Source organism: Bacillus sp. FSL L8-0528, assembly GCF_038593085.1.
Classification (GTDB): domain Bacteria; phylum Bacillota; class Bacilli; order Bacillales; family Bacillaceae; genus Bacillus; species Bacillus paralicheniformis.
Map to the genome: position 1 here is coordinate 1655840 of NZ_CP151961.1, position 17172 is coordinate 1673011.

The window sequence follows — 17172 nt, forward strand, 5'->3', positions numbered from 1 at the left end:
AAAACGTTTGAGAGGGACAGACATTGATTTCTGAGAACAATAAAAGCGACCCGGGGGCGGTGTAAGCCCGGGATTGTTGGAATCGTTGTGAATCAGCCCTCAAGTTTCCTTTCTGAACCGTCCAGTAGGAAAGGACGTCCCATCACGTTACGATGTTTGAGCGGATAAGCCGAATCGGCTTGTCTAAAAGGGTGGTACCGCGAGATCAAAGCCTTCTCGTCCCTTATGGGATGAAAAGGCTTTTTTTGTTTTAGAAAAGATGTTTTGGAGGAATGGTAATGGATTATAAAGACACGCTCTTAATGCCGAAAACAGATTTTCCGATGAGAGGAAACCTGCCGAACCGTGAACCTGAAATTCAGGGGAAATGGGAAGATATGGACATTTACAGCCTCGTTCAGAAGCGAACCGAAGGCCGGCCGATGTTCGTGCTTCATGACGGACCTCCGTATGCGAACGGCGATATTCATATGGGCCATGCGCTTAACAAAGTACTGAAGGACTTCATCGTCCGTTCGAGATCGATGAGCGGCTATCATGCACCGTACGTTCCGGGCTGGGATACACACGGCCTGCCGATTGAAACAGCGCTCACGAAAAACAAAAAAGTGAAGCGCAAAGAAATGACGGTAGCCGAATTCCGCAAGCTTTGCGAAGAATATGCATGGCAGCAAATCGAAGGCCAAAAAACGCAATTTAAGCGGCTCGGTGTCAGAGGAGATTGGGAAAACCCATACGTGACGCTTAAGCCGGAGTTTGAAGCGCAGCAAATTAAAGTATTCGGCGAAATGGCGAAAAAAGGCTATATTTACAAAGGGAAGAAGCCGGTTTACTGGTCCCCTTCAAGCGAATCCGCTCTGGCTGAAGCTGAAATCGAATACCATGATAAACGCTCGCCGTCTATCTATGTTGCATTTGATGTAAAAGATGGAAAAGGTGTATTAACAAACGGCGAAAAAATCGTCATCTGGACGACAACGCCGTGGACGATCCCGGCCAACCTCGGCATCGCCGTACACCCTGAATTGGAGTACAGCGTCGTTGCTGCCGGAGGCGCGCGCTATGTGATGGCAAGCGCGTTGATTGAAAGCGTGGCAAAAGCGATCGGCTTTGAAGATCATGAAGTCGTTCAAACCGTTAAAGGAAAAGACCTGGAGCATATTGTCGCGGTTCATCCTTTATACGGCAGAGATTCGCTTGTCATGCTCGGTGAACACGTAACAACAGATGCCGGTACAGGCTGCGTCCATACTGCTCCGGGACACGGGGAAGACGACTTTAACATCGGTCAGAAATACGGACTTGACGTGCTTTGCCCGGTTGATGAAAAAGGACATATGACGAGCGAAGCCCCTGGTTTTGAAGGACTGTTTTACGATCAGGCCAACAAGCCGATTACAGAACAGCTCGAAGAAAAAGGCGCTTTGCTGAAGCTCGATTTCATCACCCACTCCTATCCGCACGACTGGAGAACGAAAAAACCGACCATTTTCCGTGCGACCTCCCAATGGTTCGCTTCTATCAAAGACTTTAGAGACGAGCTTCTTGACGCGGTGAAAGAAACAAAATGGGTGCCTGAATGGGGCGAAACGCGCCTCTACAATATGATCCGCGACCGCGGCGACTGGTGTATCTCAAGACAGCGCGCATGGGGCGTGCCGATTCCGGTATTTTATGCCGAAAACGGGGAGCCGATCATCACGGATGAAACGATCGACCACGTTTCTGAACTATTCAGGGAGCACGGTTCGAACATTTGGTTTGAAAAAGAAGCGAATGAACTGCTTCCGGAAGGCTTTACTCACCCGGGAAGTCCGAACGGCAAGTTCACAAAGGAACAGGACATCATGGATGTCTGGTTTGATTCAGGTTCGTCACATCAGGCCGTACTGGAAGAGCGCGATGATCTTGTAAGACCTGCGGACTTGTATCTGGAAGGTTCTGACCAATACCGCGGCTGGTTTAACTCATCGATTTCGACAGCCGTTGCCGTAACGGGTAAAGCACCTTATAAAGGTGTGCTGTCACACGGTTTTGCCCTTGACGGAGAAGGCCGCAAAATGAGCAAATCGCTCGGCAATGTCGTTGTTCCGGCAAAAATCATGAATCAGTTCGGGGCCGATATTTTAAGGCTGTGGGTTGCGTCTGTCGACTATCAAGCAGATGTCCGCGTATCTGACGCGATCTTAAAGCAAGTCGCAGAAGTGTACCGGAAGATCCGCAACACGTTCCGTTTCCTTCACGGAAACATTGCCGATTTTGACCCGGCGAAAGATGCAATCGCTGTGGAAGAACTTCGCGAAGTCGATCAGTACATTTTGATCAAACTGAACAGCCTTATTGAAAAAGTCAAAAAAGCATATGAAGAATACGATTTTGCGGTCATCTACCATGCTGTCCACAACTTCTGCGCGATCGAGCTCAGCTCGTTCTATATGGATTTTGCCAAAGACGTCGTTTATATTGAACACGCCGATCATAAAGACCGCCGCAGCATGCAGACCGTTTTTTACGAAACGCTGCTTGCGCTTGTCAAGCTGATCGCGCCGATCCTGCCGCATACTGCTGACGAAATGTGGAGCCACTTCACATTCGTATCGGAAAAAAGCGTGCAGCTTACCGATATGCCGGAAACAAGAGACATTCCAAATGCAAAAGAGACGGAAGAAAAGTTCGACAGCTTCATGAAGCTTCGCGACGATGTTCTTAAAGCGCTTGAAACAGCGCGTAATGAAAAGATCATCGGAAAATCTTCGGTTGCGAGCTTGACGCTGTATCCAAATGAAGAAGCAAAAGCGCTGCTTTCTTCGATCAAGGAAGACGTCAAACAGCTGTTCATCGTGTCAGAGCTTGCCATCGGCGGAACGGAAGCCGAAGCGCCTGAAGATGCGCAGACATTTGAAACAGGAAAAATCGTCGTTGCTCAGGCAGAAGGCGAGACTTGTGAGCGGTGCCGCATGGTTTCCAAAGAAATCGGCCAGGATGCCGATCATCCGGAGCTTTGCCCTCGCTGTGCCGGAATTGTGAAGACGTATTATCAAAATTAACCACGAAGCGGTTCGGAGTTTTTCCGAACCGCTTTTAGTATGCCGCCAAACCCTATCAGGCCTGCTAAGTAAGTGTTCGCGAATATAAAAAGGATGGCAGCTAACCGCCAGGCGTCCTGCCTGAACGCTGCCGCCATCACATCCTGTGAAAGGCCGGAGAAAGGATGCCATTGCTGACATCGTTTTGTACGTCAGGAAAAATCTTTTGGGCTTGGATACCGGCTTTGTCGGTAACACTAAGGTCACAAACGATAAGAGCAGGAGTTGATGTAGGCGTGAACGATCAGCTGGCGGCAATTCATACCGAACTTCTTCAAATGAAGGAAGAACTGGAAGCAAGGCTTTTTGAATACTCCTTTTTTCAGCAGGATTCTCAAGGCATCAATTCGTATCAGCAGGCAACACTTATGTATCATGTCAAAGAAGAGCTTCAGGATGTGCTTTTGGCCCTTTCAAAAATCGAAAACGGAACATACGGCATTTGCGAAGAAACGAATCAGGCAATTCCGCTGGAAAAAATGGCTATTCTGCCGACGGCGCGCACCGCGAACGATTTTTTATATCATGCCCAGTTTGAAAAAAAGACGCTTCCTATTTGGGCTGAGACGGATGAGACGTTCAACCGGGCGCTCTACTCATAACATTCTGCAAGAGGGGAGGGCTTTTGCCCTCTTTCAGGATGTCAATGAATATTCCTTTACTCCTTTTCTTTTTCTTGTTAAAATGCTTAAATGAAGAGAAACAGAAACTGGAGGAACGGTTTGTGCCTTATTACATAATTGCAGTGCTCATTATCGGTATCGATCAATTTACAAAATGGCTGGTCGTCAGCAAAATGGAGTACGGTGAAAGCATCCCCGTCATCGACGGTTTCTTTCAAATTACGTCGCACAGGAATACAGGCGCGGCATGGGGCATTTTGGCCGGACAGATGTGGTTTTTTTACATCATTACCACGGCGGTTATCATCGGCATTGTTTACTACATTCAAAAACATGCCAAAGGACAAATCCTGCTCGGAACCGCTCTCGGATTGATGCTTGGCGGTGCTGTCGGCAATTTTATCGACCGCGTGTTCAGGCAAGAAGTTGTCGATTTTATACACGTGACGATCGTCAATTATCATTATCCGATTTTCAACATTGCCGATTCATCTTTATGTGTCGGTGTCCTGCTCTTATTTATACAAATGCTGTTAGACGGAAAGAAGAAGAAGGAGCTGTAACATGGAGCATTTTGATATGACCGTTCATGAAGAACATAAAGGTGAACGGATTGACAAGTACTTGACCGCAGTTGAAGCGGATTGGTCGCGGACTCAGGTGCAGCAGTGGATTAAAGAAGACCGCGTGCTGGTGAACGGAAATGCGGTCAAAGCCAATTATAAAGTTCAGGAAGGGGATGCGGTGTCAGTCCATGTTCCCGAACCGGAACCGCTGGATGTCACGGCTGAACCGATGGATCTTGATATTTATTACGAGGATCAGGACGTCCTGGTCGTCAACAAGCCGCGCGGAATGGTGGTTCATCCGGCTCCCGGCCATCTGACGGGGACGCTTGTCAACGGTTTGATGGCGCATTGTGACGATCTGTCAGGCATCAACGGCGTGATGAGGCCGGGCATCGTCCACCGGATTGACAAGGACACTTCAGGCCTGTTGATGGTTGCCAAAAACGACATGGCGCATGAGTCGCTCGTGAATCAGCTTGTCAACAAAACGGTGACGAGAAAATACACCGCGCTTGTCCACGGCGTCATCCCGCATGACCACGGGACGATCGACGCGCCGATCGGCAGGGATAAAAAAGACAGGCAGAGTATGACGGTCACAAGGGAAAATGGAAAGCATGCCGTCACTCATTTTGAAGTGATCGAACGGTTCGACGATTTCACTGTTGTTGAATGCCAGCTTGAAACGGGGCGAACCCATCAAATTCGCGTGCATATGAAATATATCGGTTTTCCTCTGGCGGGAGATCCGAAATACGGCCCGAAAAAGACGGTCGATTTCAACGGCCAGGTGCTGCATGCGGGCGTATTGGGATTTGACCATCCGCGTACGGGAGAATATGTTGAATTTGAGGCGCCTCTGCCTGACGACATGAAAAATCTCCTCGACAAAATTCGAAATAAACGTTGACAGACGTTTTCTTTTTTGAAATAATAAATGCAGTTAAATCAGATTCTTTAACACAGTCCAGAGAGGCTGAGAAGGATACCGGACAAGCGAATCAATGAATTCGTTTAAAGACCCCTCTCTGCCTTTATGCAGAAGGGGTTTTTGTTTTATCCTTTAAAAGATACGGGGTGCTGGCCATGCAAGAACAAGAAAAGGCTGTTGTGCTTGACGAACAGGCGATCAGAAGGGCGCTCACAAGAATCGCCCACGAAATGATTGAACGAAACAAGGGAATGAACAACTGTATCCTAGTCGGAATCAAAACGAGAGGCATTTATCTGGCCAAACGGCTTGCCGAACGGATTGAGCAAATCGAAGGAAACAAAGTCACCGTAGGAGAGCTTGACATCACCCTTTACAGGGATGATCTCTCCAAAAAAACGTCCAATGAAGAGCCGCTTGTCAAAGGAGCGGACATTCCGGCGGACATCACCGATCAAAAGGTGATCGTCGTCGATGACGTGCTTTACACTGGACGGACGGTCAGAGCGGCCATGGATGCGCTCGTCGATGTCGGGCGGCCTTCATCCATCCAGCTCGCGGTGCTTGTCGACCGCGGCCACAGAGAGCTGCCGATCAGAGCCGACTATATCGGGAAAAACATCCCGACATCGAAAACCGAAAAGGTCATGGTTCAATTGGAAGAAGTTGACGGACGCGACCTTGCGGCGATTTATAAAAAGTGAATGACAATCCTTTTTTAAATGCATTCCAGTGAGTTTGCAAAGAGGGATAGAACGAAAGATAGCCGCCTCACTATGCGGCGGATCTTTGTCTGCCTCTTTGCGCAAATTTAAGCAAAGAGGCTTTTTTAATGGGCGCAATCTTTTCAGGATATGAAGACATCATAGACAGTGAGTCAACCATCAGGAGGAAAAAATATGAGTCAGAAAAAAGTGAACCTCGGTGTCAGAGAAGTACCAAAACCTTTGAATTGGATAACTTTCAGCCTGCAGCATCTGTTTGCCATGTTCGGGGCGACGATCCTCGTGCCAAAGCTTGTAGGCTTAAGCCCGGGCGTGGCCCTTATTACAAGCGGGCTAGGAACGCTTGCATATCTCTTGATTACAAAAGGACAGATCCCGGCTTACTTAGGTTCATCCTTTGCATTTATTGCACCGATTATCGCGGCAAAAGCCGCCGGAGGCCCTGGTGCGGCCATGATCGGCGCATTTATGGCAGGCATCGCCTACGGGCTGATCGCCCTTCTCATCCAGCAGCTTGGAACGGACTGGCTGATGAGGCTCCTGCCGCCTGTTGTCGTCGGTCCGGTTATTATCGTCATCGGCCTCGGGCTGGCAAGCACGGCAGTCAATATGGCCATGTATGAAGATTCTGGAGCAAAAGAGCTCGTCTACAGCGCAAAACATTTTGGCGTCGCAGGATTCACACTCGCGCTCACCATAATCTGCGCGATTTTCTTAAGAGGGTTTTTCAGCCTGATTCCGGTCTTGATCGGAATTATCGGCGGATACTTGTTCGCCCTGACCCAGGGAATTGTCGACTTCCAGATGGTTCTTGACGCCAAATGGTTTGCTGTTCCTGATTTCGTGCTTCCGTTTGTCGACTATACACCGAGCGCGGCGGCTGTCGGAATCGGAATCGCCATGGTGCCCGTTGCTTTCGTGACAATGTCAGAACATATCGGCCACCAAATGGTATTAAGCAAAGTCGTCGGTCAGGATTTCATTAAGAAGCCCGGGCTTCACCGCTCGATTTTCGGCGACAGCGTCGCAACGATGCTGGCATCATGCATCGGCGGACCGCCGACAACGACATACGGAGAAAACATCGGCGTACTCGCTATCACAAGAGTATTCAGCGTATTTGTCATCGGCGGAGCGGCTGTCATTGCACTGTGCTTCGGGTTTATCGGCAAAATTTCGGCCCTGATCAGCTCTGTCCCTTCTGCAGTCATGGGAGGCGTTTCCTTCCTGCTGTTCGGCATCATCGCATCAAGCGGACTGCGCATGCTGATCGATAACAAAATTGACTTGGAAAACAAGCGAAACCTGATCATCTCATCCGTCATTCTCGTCATCGGAGTGGGCGGCGCATTTATCAAAATCTCAGGGTTCGAGCTGTCAAGCATGGCGCTTGCAGCGATCGTCGGAGTGGTTTTAAACCTTGTCCTGCCTGAATCAAAGGGAGATCAGGACGGGATTGAAATAGAAGAACATATTTAAAAACCTTTTAAATGAAGTCCAGAGAGGCTTGAAAGGGTTGCGGAGAGAGAAGTGCAAAAAAGCGCATTCTCTGGTTCACTGTACCCCAAGCCGTTGTGGCTTGGGGTTTTTTACGGGAAATTTAAAGCCTGAGGGGGAGTAAAAATGAAACACTTGACCGCAATGAATGAGCTTAGTCTTGAGGATATTCACGAGCTGATTGAAGAGGCGAGAGAGCTGAAAAAAGGAAAGTCCGAGTCCGTCCTCTCCGGAAAATTTGCTGCCAATCTGTTTTTTGAACCGAGCACAAGAACGCGCTTCAGCTTCGAAGTGGCTGAAAAGAAACTCGGCATGAATGTGTTGAACCTGGACGGTGTTTCAACAAGCGTACAAAAAGGAGAATCATTGTACGATACCGTCAAGACACTCGAATCCATCGGCGCCGATGTATGTGTGATCAGACACTCTCAGGATCATTATTATGATGAACTTATCGGACACGTCGGCATTCCGGTGATCAATGCCGGAGACGGCTGCGGTCAGCATCCCACTCAATCTTTGCTCGATTTGCTGACGATTCATGAGGAATGGGGCGGATTTGCCGGACTGACGGTATCTATACACGGAGATATCAAACACAGCAGAGTGGCAAGATCGAATGCCGAAGTGCTGACAAGGCTCGGAGCAAAGGTTCTTTTCTCAGGTCCGGACGAATGGCGGGATGAAGACAATCCCTACGGGACATACGTGTCGCCTGACGAAGCGGTCGCGAATTCGGATGTGGTGATGCTTCTCCGAATTCAGCACGAACGCCATGAGAAAAAGGCGGCAGAACGGGATTATCTTGAAACTTTCGGATTGTCGCTCAAGCGGGCGGAGCTCCTGAAAAAAGACGCGGTCATCATGCACCCTGCGCCTGTCAACAGAGGTGTCGAGATTGACAGTGCACTGGTCGAATCAGCTCAGTCGAGAATTTTCAAACAAATGGAAAACGGTGTATATATCAGAATGGCGGTTTTAAAAAGAGCGCTTCTAAACGGCGAAAACAAAAAAAGGGGAGAACAGGCTTATGTCTTATTTAATTAAAAACGGCTTCATACTCGACGAAAAAGGTGAAAAAGTACAGCGCGATATCAGGATTGAAGGCGATGCAATCAGCGAAATCGGAAGCCTTGAGGCCGCTTTGGGAGAAACGGTCATCGATGCGGATGGGCTTTTCGTCTCGCCGGGGCTTGTTGACCTTCACGTTCACTTCAGAGAGCCGGGCGGCGAGAAGAAAGAAACGATCGAAACAGGTGCAAAAGCCGCGGCGAGAGGCGGATTTACAACTGTCGCCGCAATGCCGAATACGCGGCCTGTCCCCGATACGAAAGAGCAGATGGAGTGGCTCGTCAACCGCATTGACGAAACGGCATCTGTCAGAGTGCTCCCGTATGCTTCCATCACCATCAGACAAACAGGCCAGGAAATGACCGATTTCGAAGGGCTGAAAGACGCAGGTGCGTTCGCGTTTACCGATGACGGCGTCGGCATTCAAACGGCGGGGATGATGTATGAAGCGATGAAAAAAGCGGCTTCGATCGATAAAGCGATCGTCGCTCACTGTGAAGACAATTCACTGATCTACGGCGGCAGTGTACACGATGGGGAATTTGCCAAAGCCAACGGTTTAAACGGGATTCCTTCAGTGTGCGAAGCGGTTCACATCGCAAGGGACGTGCTTCTTGCCGAAGCGGCAGGCTGCCATTACCACGTCTGTCATATCAGCACGAAGGAATCGGTCAGGGTCGTCCGCGATGCCAAAAAAGCGGGAATCCGCGTGACAGCGGAAGTGACGCCGCACCATCTGCTCCTTTCAGACAGCGACATTCCCGGTCTTGATACAAATTATAAAATGAATCCGCCGCTCAGAAGTCCGGAAGACAGGGAAGCGCTCCTTGAGGGGCTTAGAGACGGAACAATCGATTTTATCGCAACGGATCATGCCCCTCATACAGAAGAAGAAAAACAACAGACCATGAGCCTTGCGCCATTTGGAATTGTCGGCTTGGAGACGGCTTTTCCGCTCCTTTACACGCACTTTGTCAAAACGGGGAAATGGACGCTGAAACAGCTGCACGATTATATGACGGTCAAACCTTGCGAGGCGTTCGGACTTCCTTACGGGAAGCTTGAAGCCGGACGGTCTGCGGATATTACGCTCATTGATCTTGAACGCGAAGAAAAAATTGACAAAAGCACCTTTCTTTCTAAAGGGAAAAACACGCCGTTTGACGGCATCAGCTGCTTCGGCTGGCCGGTTATGACAATGGCAAAGGGAAAACTCGTTTACCAAGAGGGGAGACTTGTAAAATGAAAAGACGTCTTGTACTAGAAAACGGAACGATTTTTGAAGGGGAAGCATTCGGCAGCCTGGAAAACACCATGGGAGAAGTCGTCTTCAACACGGGGATGACAGGCTATCAAGAAATCCTCTCAGACCCGTCATACTGCGGACAAATTGTCACACTGACCTACCCGCTGATCGGGAACTACGGGATCAACAGAGACGACTTTGAATCCATCACCCCTTATGTGAAAGGGTTTATCGTAAAAGAGTTATGTCAACTTCCGTCAAACTGGCGCTCTGCTTATACACTTGATGAATATTTAAAAATGAAGAACATCCCGGGACTCTCAGGGATTGACACGAGAAAGCTGACAAGAATGATCAGAACGGCAGGTACGCTGAAAGGGGTATTTGCCGGCCCGGAAGAAGATGCTGAGACTTTGGTTCAAAAGCTGAAAGAAACGAACCTTCCGACCGATCAGGTCAGCCAAGTTTCAACAAAAACGGCATATCCGAGCCCTGGGAGAGGGAAGCGAATCGTGCTTGTCGATTTCGGAATGAAGCACGGCATCTTAAGAGAGCTGAACAAGCGCAAATGCGATGTGATCGTCGTTCCTCACAATGTAACGGCAGAAGAAGTGATGCAGCTGAAGCCTGACGGTGTAATGCTGTCAAACGGACCCGGAGATCCAACGGACGTACCTGAAGCGATTGCGATGATTCAAAACATTCTCGGCAAGGTTCCATTGTTCGGCATCTGTCTCGGCCATCAGCTGTTTGCCCTCGCCTGCGGAGCAAAGACGGCGAAAATGAAATTCGGACACCGCGGTTCAAACCATCCGGTTAAAGAGCTTGCAACCGGGAGAGTATCAATTACGGCTCAAAACCACGGCTATACCGTATCGTCCGTTGAAAACACGCCGCTTGAAGTGACGCATGTGGCGATTAATGACGACACAATCGAAGGGCTTAAACATAAACACGAGCCGGCTTTCACGGTTCAATACCATCCGGAAGCCTCACCGGGACCGGAAGACGCCAACCATTTATTTGATCAATTTTTACACATGATTGAAACTACAGAGAAAGAAGGGGAAGCGGTATGCCTAAACGCGTAGATATCAAAAAGATTTTGGTGATCGGATCAGGGCCGATTATTATCGGGCAGGCGGCGGAATTTGATTATGCGGGTACACAGGCCTGCCTCGCTTTAAAAGAAGAAGGCTATGAAGTCATTCTCGTCAACTCGAATCCTGCGACAATCATGACGGATACGGAAATGGCCGACCGCGTTTATATCGAACCGCTGACGCTTGAATTTTTAACACGGATCATCCGCAAAGAGCGGCCGGACGCCATTTTGCCGACATTGGGCGGGCAGACGGGCCTCAACTTGGCGGTCGAACTGTCCGAGCACGGCATTCTGGCTGAGTGCGGTGTTGAAGTGCTCGGCACGAAATTGGCGGCGATCCAACAAGCGGAGGACCGCGACTTGTTCAGAACTCTGATGAATGAGTTGAATGAACCGGTTCCGGAAAGCGAGATCATCCACTCGCTCGAGGAAGCGCGCGAGTTTGTCGGGCGCATCGGCTTCCCCGTCATCGTCCGGCCGGCATACACGCTTGGCGGAACAGGCGGAGGCATCTGCTCAAACGAAGACGAGCTGAAGGAAATCGTTGAAAACGGCTTAAAAATGAGCCCGGTTCATCAATGTCTGCTTGAAAAGAGCATCGCCGGCTACAAAGAAATCGAGTATGAAGTCATGAGAGACTCGAGCGATCACGCAATCGTCGTCTGCAATATGGAAAACATCGATCCGGTCGGGATTCATACCGGGGACAGCATCGTTGTCGCGCCGAGCCAGACGCTGAGCGACCGCGAATACCAAATGCTTCGCAATGTATCGCTGAAAATCATCCGCGCGCTTGAAATCGAAGGCGGCTGTAACGTTCAGCTGGCGCTTGACCCGGACAGCTTTCAGTACTACATCATCGAGGTAAACCCGCGGGTCAGCCGTTCATCAGCGCTTGCCTCAAAAGCGACGGGCTATCCGATCGCAAAGCTTGCCGCCAAAATTGCCGTCGGTTTGTCTCTTGACGAAATGATGAATCCTGTTACAGGAAAAACGTACGCATCTTTCGAACCTGCACTCGACTATGTCGTTTCAAAAATACCGCGCTGGCCGTTTGATAAATTCGAATCGGCAAACCGCAGGCTCGGCACACAGATGAAAGCGACGGGCGAAGTGATGGCGATCGGAAGAACGTGGGAGGAATCTCTCCTTAAAGCGGTCCGTTCTCTTGAAGCGGATGTCTACCACTTGGAACTGAAAGATGCCGGTGAGATCTCGAATGAAGTGCTTGAAAAACGGATTAAAAAAGCGGGAGACGAACGGCTCTTTTACTTGGCCGAAGCGTTTAGAAGAGGATACACAGTCAGCGATCTCCACGAATTTTCGGCAATTGACGTGTTCTTCCTGCACAAGCTTGAGGGAATCATTCGCTTTGAAGAGAAGCTGAAAGCCGGGCGCGGCGACCTCGGTCTTTTAAAAGAAGCGAAAGAGCTCGGTTTTTCAGACCGCTTTATCAGCCTTCTCTGGGAGATGTCTGAACGAAAGCTTTATGATCTTAGAAAAGAAGCAGGCATTATGCCTGTTTATAAAATGGTTGATACATGCGCGGCTGAATTTGAATCGGAGACACCGTATTTCTACAGTACGTATGAAGAAGAAAACGAATCGGTCAGAACGGACAAAAACAGCGTTATCGTTCTTGGCTCGGGTCCGATCCGGATCGGCCAGGGGGTCGAATTCGATTATGCGACCGTGCATTCGGTCTGGGCGATCAAAGAAGCCGGCTATGAAGCAATCATTATCAACAACAATCCTGAGACGGTTTCAACGGACTTCAGCATCTCCGACAAGCTCTACTTTGAGCCGCTTACTGTTGAAGATGTCATGCATATCATCGATTTGGAGCAGCCGAAAGGCGTCGTCGTTCAGTTTGGCGGACAGACTGCGATCAACCTTGCCGACGAGCTCGCGGAGCGGGGCGTTGCTATTCTCGGAACATCCCTTGAAGATTTGGACCGCGCCGAGGACCGCGACAAGTTCGAACAGACGCTTGAAACGCTGCATGTACCTCAGCCGCTCGGAAAAACGGCGACATCTGTGGAAGGCGCCGTTGAAATCGCAGCAAACATCGGCTATCCGGTGCTTGTTCGCCCATCGTATGTACTTGGGGGACGTGCGATGGAAATTGTCTACCAGGAAGCAGAGCTTCTCCATTATATGGAGAATGCAGTGAAAATCAATCCGCAGCACCCTGTCCTGATCGATAAATATTTGACCGGAAAAGAAATTGAAGTGGACGCCATTTCTGACGGTGAAACGGTCGTCATTCCGGGGATTATGGAGCACATCGAACGGGCGGGCGTCCACTCGGGGGATTCGATTGCCGTTTACCCGCCGCAATCCCTTTCAGAGGACATCAAGAAAAAGATTGAAGCATACACGATTACGCTTGCAAAAGGCTTAAACATCGTCGGCCTGCTCAACATTCAGTTTGTCCTTTCAAAAGATGAGGTTTACGTCCTTGAAGTCAACCCGAGGTCGAGCCGCACGGTGCCGTTTCTCAGCAAAATCACCGGCATACCGATGGCCAATCTCGCAACAAAAGTGATTCTCGGCGGGAAGCTTGCTGATATGGGTTATACAGAAGGCCTCCAAAAAGAGCAGGAAGGCGTATATGTGAAAGTGCCGGTCTTCTCGTTTGCAAAGCTGAGAAGAGTGGATATCACGCTCGGACCGGAAATGAAATCGACCGGGGAAGTCATGGGCAAAGACAGCACTTTGGAAAAAGCGCTATACAAAGGGCTGATCGCTTCAGGCATCCAAATTCCGAACTACGGCTCCGTTCTCCTGACAGTTGCTGATAAAGATAAAGAGGAAGGACTATTGATCGCCAAGCGGTTCCATGCGATCGGCTATAAAATATTGGCTACGGAAGGAACGGCCGGCTATTTAAGAGACGCATCCGTACCTGTTAAAACTGTCGGGAAAATCGGCGAAGAAGGTACAAATCTCCTTGATGTCATTCGAAACGGAGAAGCGCAGTTCGTCGTCAATACGCTGACAAAAGGGAAGCAGCCGGCAAGGGACGGCTTCAGAATCAGACGCGAATCCGTTGAAAACGGCGTGGCCTGCCTGACATCCCTTGATACGGCGGAAGCGATTTTGCGGGTGCTTGAAAGCATGAGCTTCCGCGCCGATCATATGCCGGCGATTAAAATCGAGCAAAAGGCGGCCGTCAGATGAGAAAAGGGTATATGACAGTCCGTTCAAACAAGTGTATCGCGGATCATATTTATCAAATGGTGCTGGAAGGGGAGATTGCCGAAGTTTGCGGCGCTCCCGGCCAGTTCCTTCACATCAAGGTCTCAGATTCCCTCACGCCGCTTTTGAGGCGGCCGATCAGTATCGCCGCTGTCAACAAAGCCGCACGGCAGGTGACCATCATCTTTCGCAAGGATGGGGAAGGCACGAGCCTCCTGTCATTAAAACAGGAAGGAGATCAGATCGATGTCCTTGGTCCGCTCGGCAACGGTTTTCCGGCTGAATCGCTTGAACCGGGGAAAACGGCTCTTCTCGTCGGAGGGGGGATCGGTGTTCCGCCGCTATACGAGCTGAGCAAACAGCTGACAAATAGAGGGGTGCACGCGATCCATGTGCTAGGATTTGCTTCTGCAAAAGATGTCTTTTACGAACAGGAATTCAGCCGTTTCGGCCGGGTGTATGTGGCAACCGCAGACGGCACCCGCGGTTCAAAGGGGTTTGTTACAGATATCATTGAAAACGAGGGGCTTCAGTTTGACTGCATAATGGCTTGCGGACCGACGCCGATGCTGAAAGCTTTAAAACAGCGCTATCCGGATAAAGAGGTTTATCTGTCGATGGAAGAGCGCATGGGATGCGGGATCGGCGCTTGCTTTGCCTGTGTCTGCCATACGGAAGAAAGCGAAACGTCTTATGTGAAGGTATGCCTTGACGGCCCTGTTTTCAAAGCTCAGGAGGTGCTGTTATGATCCTTGAAGTCAATTTGCCGGGCCTTCAATTAAAAAATCCGATCATGCCGGCTTCAGGCTGCTTCGGATTCGGGAGAGAATTTGCGAGCTTTTACGATCTTTCACGTCTCGGTGCGATCATGATTAAAGCGACGACGAGCGAACCGCGCTTCGGGAATCCGACGCCGCGCGTCGCCGAGACACAAGCCGGCATGCTAAATGCCATCGGTCTGCAAAATCCGGGATTAGAGGCTGTCATGGAACGCGAATTGCCGTGGCTCGAACAGTTCGATACACCGATTATCGCCAATGTCGCCGGCTCGCAGATCGACGATTATGTTGAAGTGGCTGAAGAAATCAGCAAAGCGCCGAACGTTCATGCGCTCGAGCTGAATATTTCCTGCCCTAACGTGAAAACGGGAGGTATCGCCTTCGGTACGCAGCCGGAAATGGCCAGTGAGCTGACGAAAGCGGTGAAAGAGGTTGCGAGCGTTCCCGTCTATGTGAAGCTGTCGCCGAATGTCGCGAACATTACCGACATCGCTCTTGCCATAGAAGAAGCGGGAGCGGACGGTTTGACGATGATCAACACGCTGATCGGGATGCGGCTCGACTTAAAAACGGGAAAGCCGATCTTGGCGAACAAAACCGGCGGATTATCAGGCCCTGCCGTTAAACCGGTGGCCATCAGAATGGTGCATGAAGTCAGCCAGAAAGTCAGCATTCCGATCATCGGCATGGGCGGTGTCCAGTCAGCGGAAGATGTGCTTGAGTTTTTGCTGGCGGGTGCGAGCGCAGTCGCCGTCGGTACGGCAAACTTTGTTAATCCGTTTGTTTGTCTCGAAATCATCGCCGACTTGCCGCGCGTTTTAGAAAAATACGGATACCGTTCGTTGAACGAGTGTATCGGAAGGAGCTGGAAGGATGAAACATACGCCGCCCATCATCGCGCTTGATTTTGCATCAGCACAGGAAACATATGCGTTTTTGGACCGGTTTCATGGAGAAGAGCTTTTCGTGAAGGTGGGCATGGAGCTTTTTTATCAGGAAGGGCCGGCCATCCTTGAAAAGTTGCAGGAGCGCGGCTGCCGCATTTTCCTCGATCTAAAATGCCACGACATTCCAACGACCGTATACAAGGCGATGAAAAGGCTGGCGGGGTTTGGCGTCAGCCTTGTCAATGTGCACGCAGCAGGCGGAAAGCAAATGATGGAGTCGGCGCTTGAAGGCCTTGAAGCGGGGACTCCGGCAGGCCGGAAACGCCCTTCATTAATTGCTGTGACCCAGCTGACAAGCACCTCTTCTGAAATGCTTCAGCATGAGCTGCTGATTGAAACGCCGCTTCTCGATACAGTTGTTCACTACAGCCGGCTGGCTGAAAAAAGCGGACTTGACGGAGTCGTCTGCTCCGTCCATGAAGCCGAACACATTTACCGGGCCGCGTCTTTAGATTTTCTGACCGTGACACCCGGAATTCGCATGGCGGATGACAAAAACAACGACCAGGTCAGGGTGGCGACGCCTGGCTACGCAAGGGAAAAAGGCGTGTCGGCGATCGTTGTCGGCCGTTCGATTACACAGGCGGAAGATCCTGTGTCAGCCTACAGAAGAATAGGACATGAGTGGGAGGGAACGAAGGCATGAAAACAGACATTGCAAACCATTTATTAAGAATCAAAGCGGTTTTCCTGCGCCCGAACGAGCCGTTTACATGGGCGAGCGGCATCCTGTCGCCCATCTACTGCGACAATCGTTTGACGCTTTCATATCCGGAAGTAAGGGATGATATAGCTTCAGGGCTTGCCGGACTGATTCAAGACAAGTTTCCCGGAGCCGAAATGATCGCCGGTACGGCAACTGCGGGAATCCCCCATGCCGCGCTTGCCGCCGACAGGCTGAGCCTGCCGATGTGCTACGTCAGAAGCAAACCGAAGGCGCACGGCAAAGGAAACCAAATTGAAGGCGCCGTTGTAAAAGGACAGAAAGTTGTTGTGATTGAAGATTTAATTTCAACGGGAGGAAGCGTCCTTGAAGCGGCAGCCGCTCTCACAGAAGCGGGATGCGAAGTGCTCGGTGTCGCCGCCATTTTCACTTACGGACTTCCTAAAGCCGCCGCCGCCTTCAGCGAAGCGGGCGTTGAATACCGCACGCTGACTGATTACGATACATTGACAGAGGCTGCGCTTGCCGGCGGATATATCAGCGAACAGGATGCCGCCAAACTGAAAGAATGGAAGACAGACCCTGAAAGCAAGTCTTGGATGGACTAATGAAAAAAGCCGTATTCTCCTAATGGGAGAACGGCTTTTTTGCGTCTTTTTACAGATTTAAAAATAGTAAAAACGGATTATTTTTATTTTTTATTAATCCTATAAAAAAAGTCGGGTTGA

At 50.1% G+C, this 17172-nt stretch carries 14 protein-coding genes and 1 other annotated feature (1 of these 15 running past the window's edge); all 14 genes read left to right on the forward strand.

All coding sequences use genetic code 11. The features are described from left to right. Positions 1-227 (forward strand) — a binding site (T-box leader); it begins 3 nt to the left of the window's first position. A gap of 51 nt (positions 228-278) precedes the next feature. The 14 genes from ileS (at position 279) to pyrE (ending at position 17052) form a co-directional block, all read left to right on the forward strand. Next, positions 279-3047, forward strand: coding sequence for an isoleucine--tRNA ligase (ileS, locus tag MHI30_RS08455; protein ID WP_075752926.1), 2769 nt, complete (start codon positions 279-281; stop codon positions 3045-3047). A 275-nt stretch (positions 3048-3322) separates the two neighbouring features. Further along, positions 3323-3688 (forward strand): hypothetical protein, encoded by a 366-nt coding sequence (locus MHI30_RS08460; protein WP_075752924.1) that lies wholly within the window; start codon positions 3323-3325, stop codon positions 3686-3688. Between the two features lie 44 nt (positions 3689-3732). After that, positions 3733-4272 carry a signal peptidase II gene (lspA, locus tag MHI30_RS08465; RefSeq protein WP_223254792.1) on the forward strand — a complete coding sequence of 180 codons (540 nt, stop codon included), beginning with the start codon at positions 3733-3735 and terminating at the stop codon, positions 4270-4272. A gap of 1 nt (position 4273) precedes the next feature. After that, positions 4274-5188, forward strand: coding sequence for an RluA family pseudouridine synthase (locus MHI30_RS08470; RefSeq protein WP_075752922.1), 915 nt, complete (start codon positions 4274-4276; stop codon positions 5186-5188). 176 nt (positions 5189-5364) lie between these two features. Then, positions 5365-5913, forward strand: a complete 549-nt coding sequence (gene pyrR, locus MHI30_RS08475; RefSeq protein ID WP_020451324.1) for a bifunctional pyr operon transcriptional regulator/uracil phosphoribosyltransferase PyrR — start codon at positions 5365-5367, stop codon at positions 5911-5913. A gap of 195 nt (positions 5914-6108) precedes the next feature. Further along, positions 6109-7413: a uracil permease PyrP gene (gene pyrP / locus MHI30_RS08480; protein ID WP_075752920.1), complete on the forward strand. Its 1305-nt coding sequence runs from the start codon at positions 6109-6111 to the stop codon at positions 7411-7413. A 144-nt stretch (positions 7414-7557) separates the two neighbouring features. Next, positions 7558-8478: an aspartate carbamoyltransferase catalytic subunit gene (locus tag MHI30_RS08485; RefSeq protein ID WP_075752918.1), complete on the forward strand. Its 921-nt coding sequence runs from the start codon at positions 7558-7560 to the stop codon at positions 8476-8478. After that, the gene (locus MHI30_RS08490; protein WP_075752916.1) at positions 8462-9748 is read left to right on the forward strand and encodes a dihydroorotase; all 1287 of its coding nucleotides are present in this window, start codon (positions 8462-8464) and stop codon (positions 9746-9748) included. The genes MHI30_RS08485 and MHI30_RS08490 overlap by 17 nt, the downstream gene beginning before the upstream one ends. Continuing rightward, on the forward strand, positions 9745-10839 hold the full coding sequence (locus MHI30_RS08495; RefSeq protein ID WP_075752914.1) for a carbamoyl phosphate synthase small subunit: 1095 nt from the start codon (positions 9745-9747) through the stop codon (positions 10837-10839). The genes MHI30_RS08490 and MHI30_RS08495 overlap by 4 nt, the downstream gene beginning before the upstream one ends. Continuing rightward, the gene (gene carB, locus MHI30_RS08500; protein WP_075752912.1) at positions 10824-14036 is read left to right on the forward strand and encodes a carbamoyl-phosphate synthase large subunit; all 3213 of its coding nucleotides are present in this window, start codon (positions 10824-10826) and stop codon (positions 14034-14036) included. The genes MHI30_RS08495 and carB overlap by 16 nt, the downstream gene beginning before the upstream one ends. Continuing rightward, positions 14033-14803, forward strand: a complete 771-nt coding sequence (locus MHI30_RS08505) for a dihydroorotate dehydrogenase electron transfer subunit (RefSeq protein ID WP_075752910.1) — start codon at positions 14033-14035, stop codon at positions 14801-14803. Before carB ends, MHI30_RS08505 begins: the two co-directional genes overlap by 4 nt. Next, a complete protein-coding gene (locus tag MHI30_RS08510; protein WP_075753450.1) occupies positions 14803-15738 on the forward strand; it encodes a dihydroorotate dehydrogenase in 936 nt (311 codons plus the stop codon). The genes MHI30_RS08505 and MHI30_RS08510 overlap by 1 nt, the downstream gene beginning before the upstream one ends. Beyond that, a complete protein-coding gene (gene pyrF / locus MHI30_RS08515) occupies positions 15707-16426 on the forward strand; it encodes an orotidine-5'-phosphate decarboxylase (protein WP_075752908.1) in 720 nt (239 codons plus the stop codon). The genes MHI30_RS08510 and pyrF overlap by 32 nt, the downstream gene beginning before the upstream one ends. Further along, positions 16423-17052, forward strand: coding sequence for an orotate phosphoribosyltransferase (gene pyrE / locus MHI30_RS08520; protein ID WP_075752906.1), 630 nt, complete (start codon positions 16423-16425; stop codon positions 17050-17052). The genes pyrF and pyrE overlap by 4 nt, the downstream gene beginning before the upstream one ends. The last annotated feature ends 120 nt before the right edge of the window (positions 17053-17172 follow it).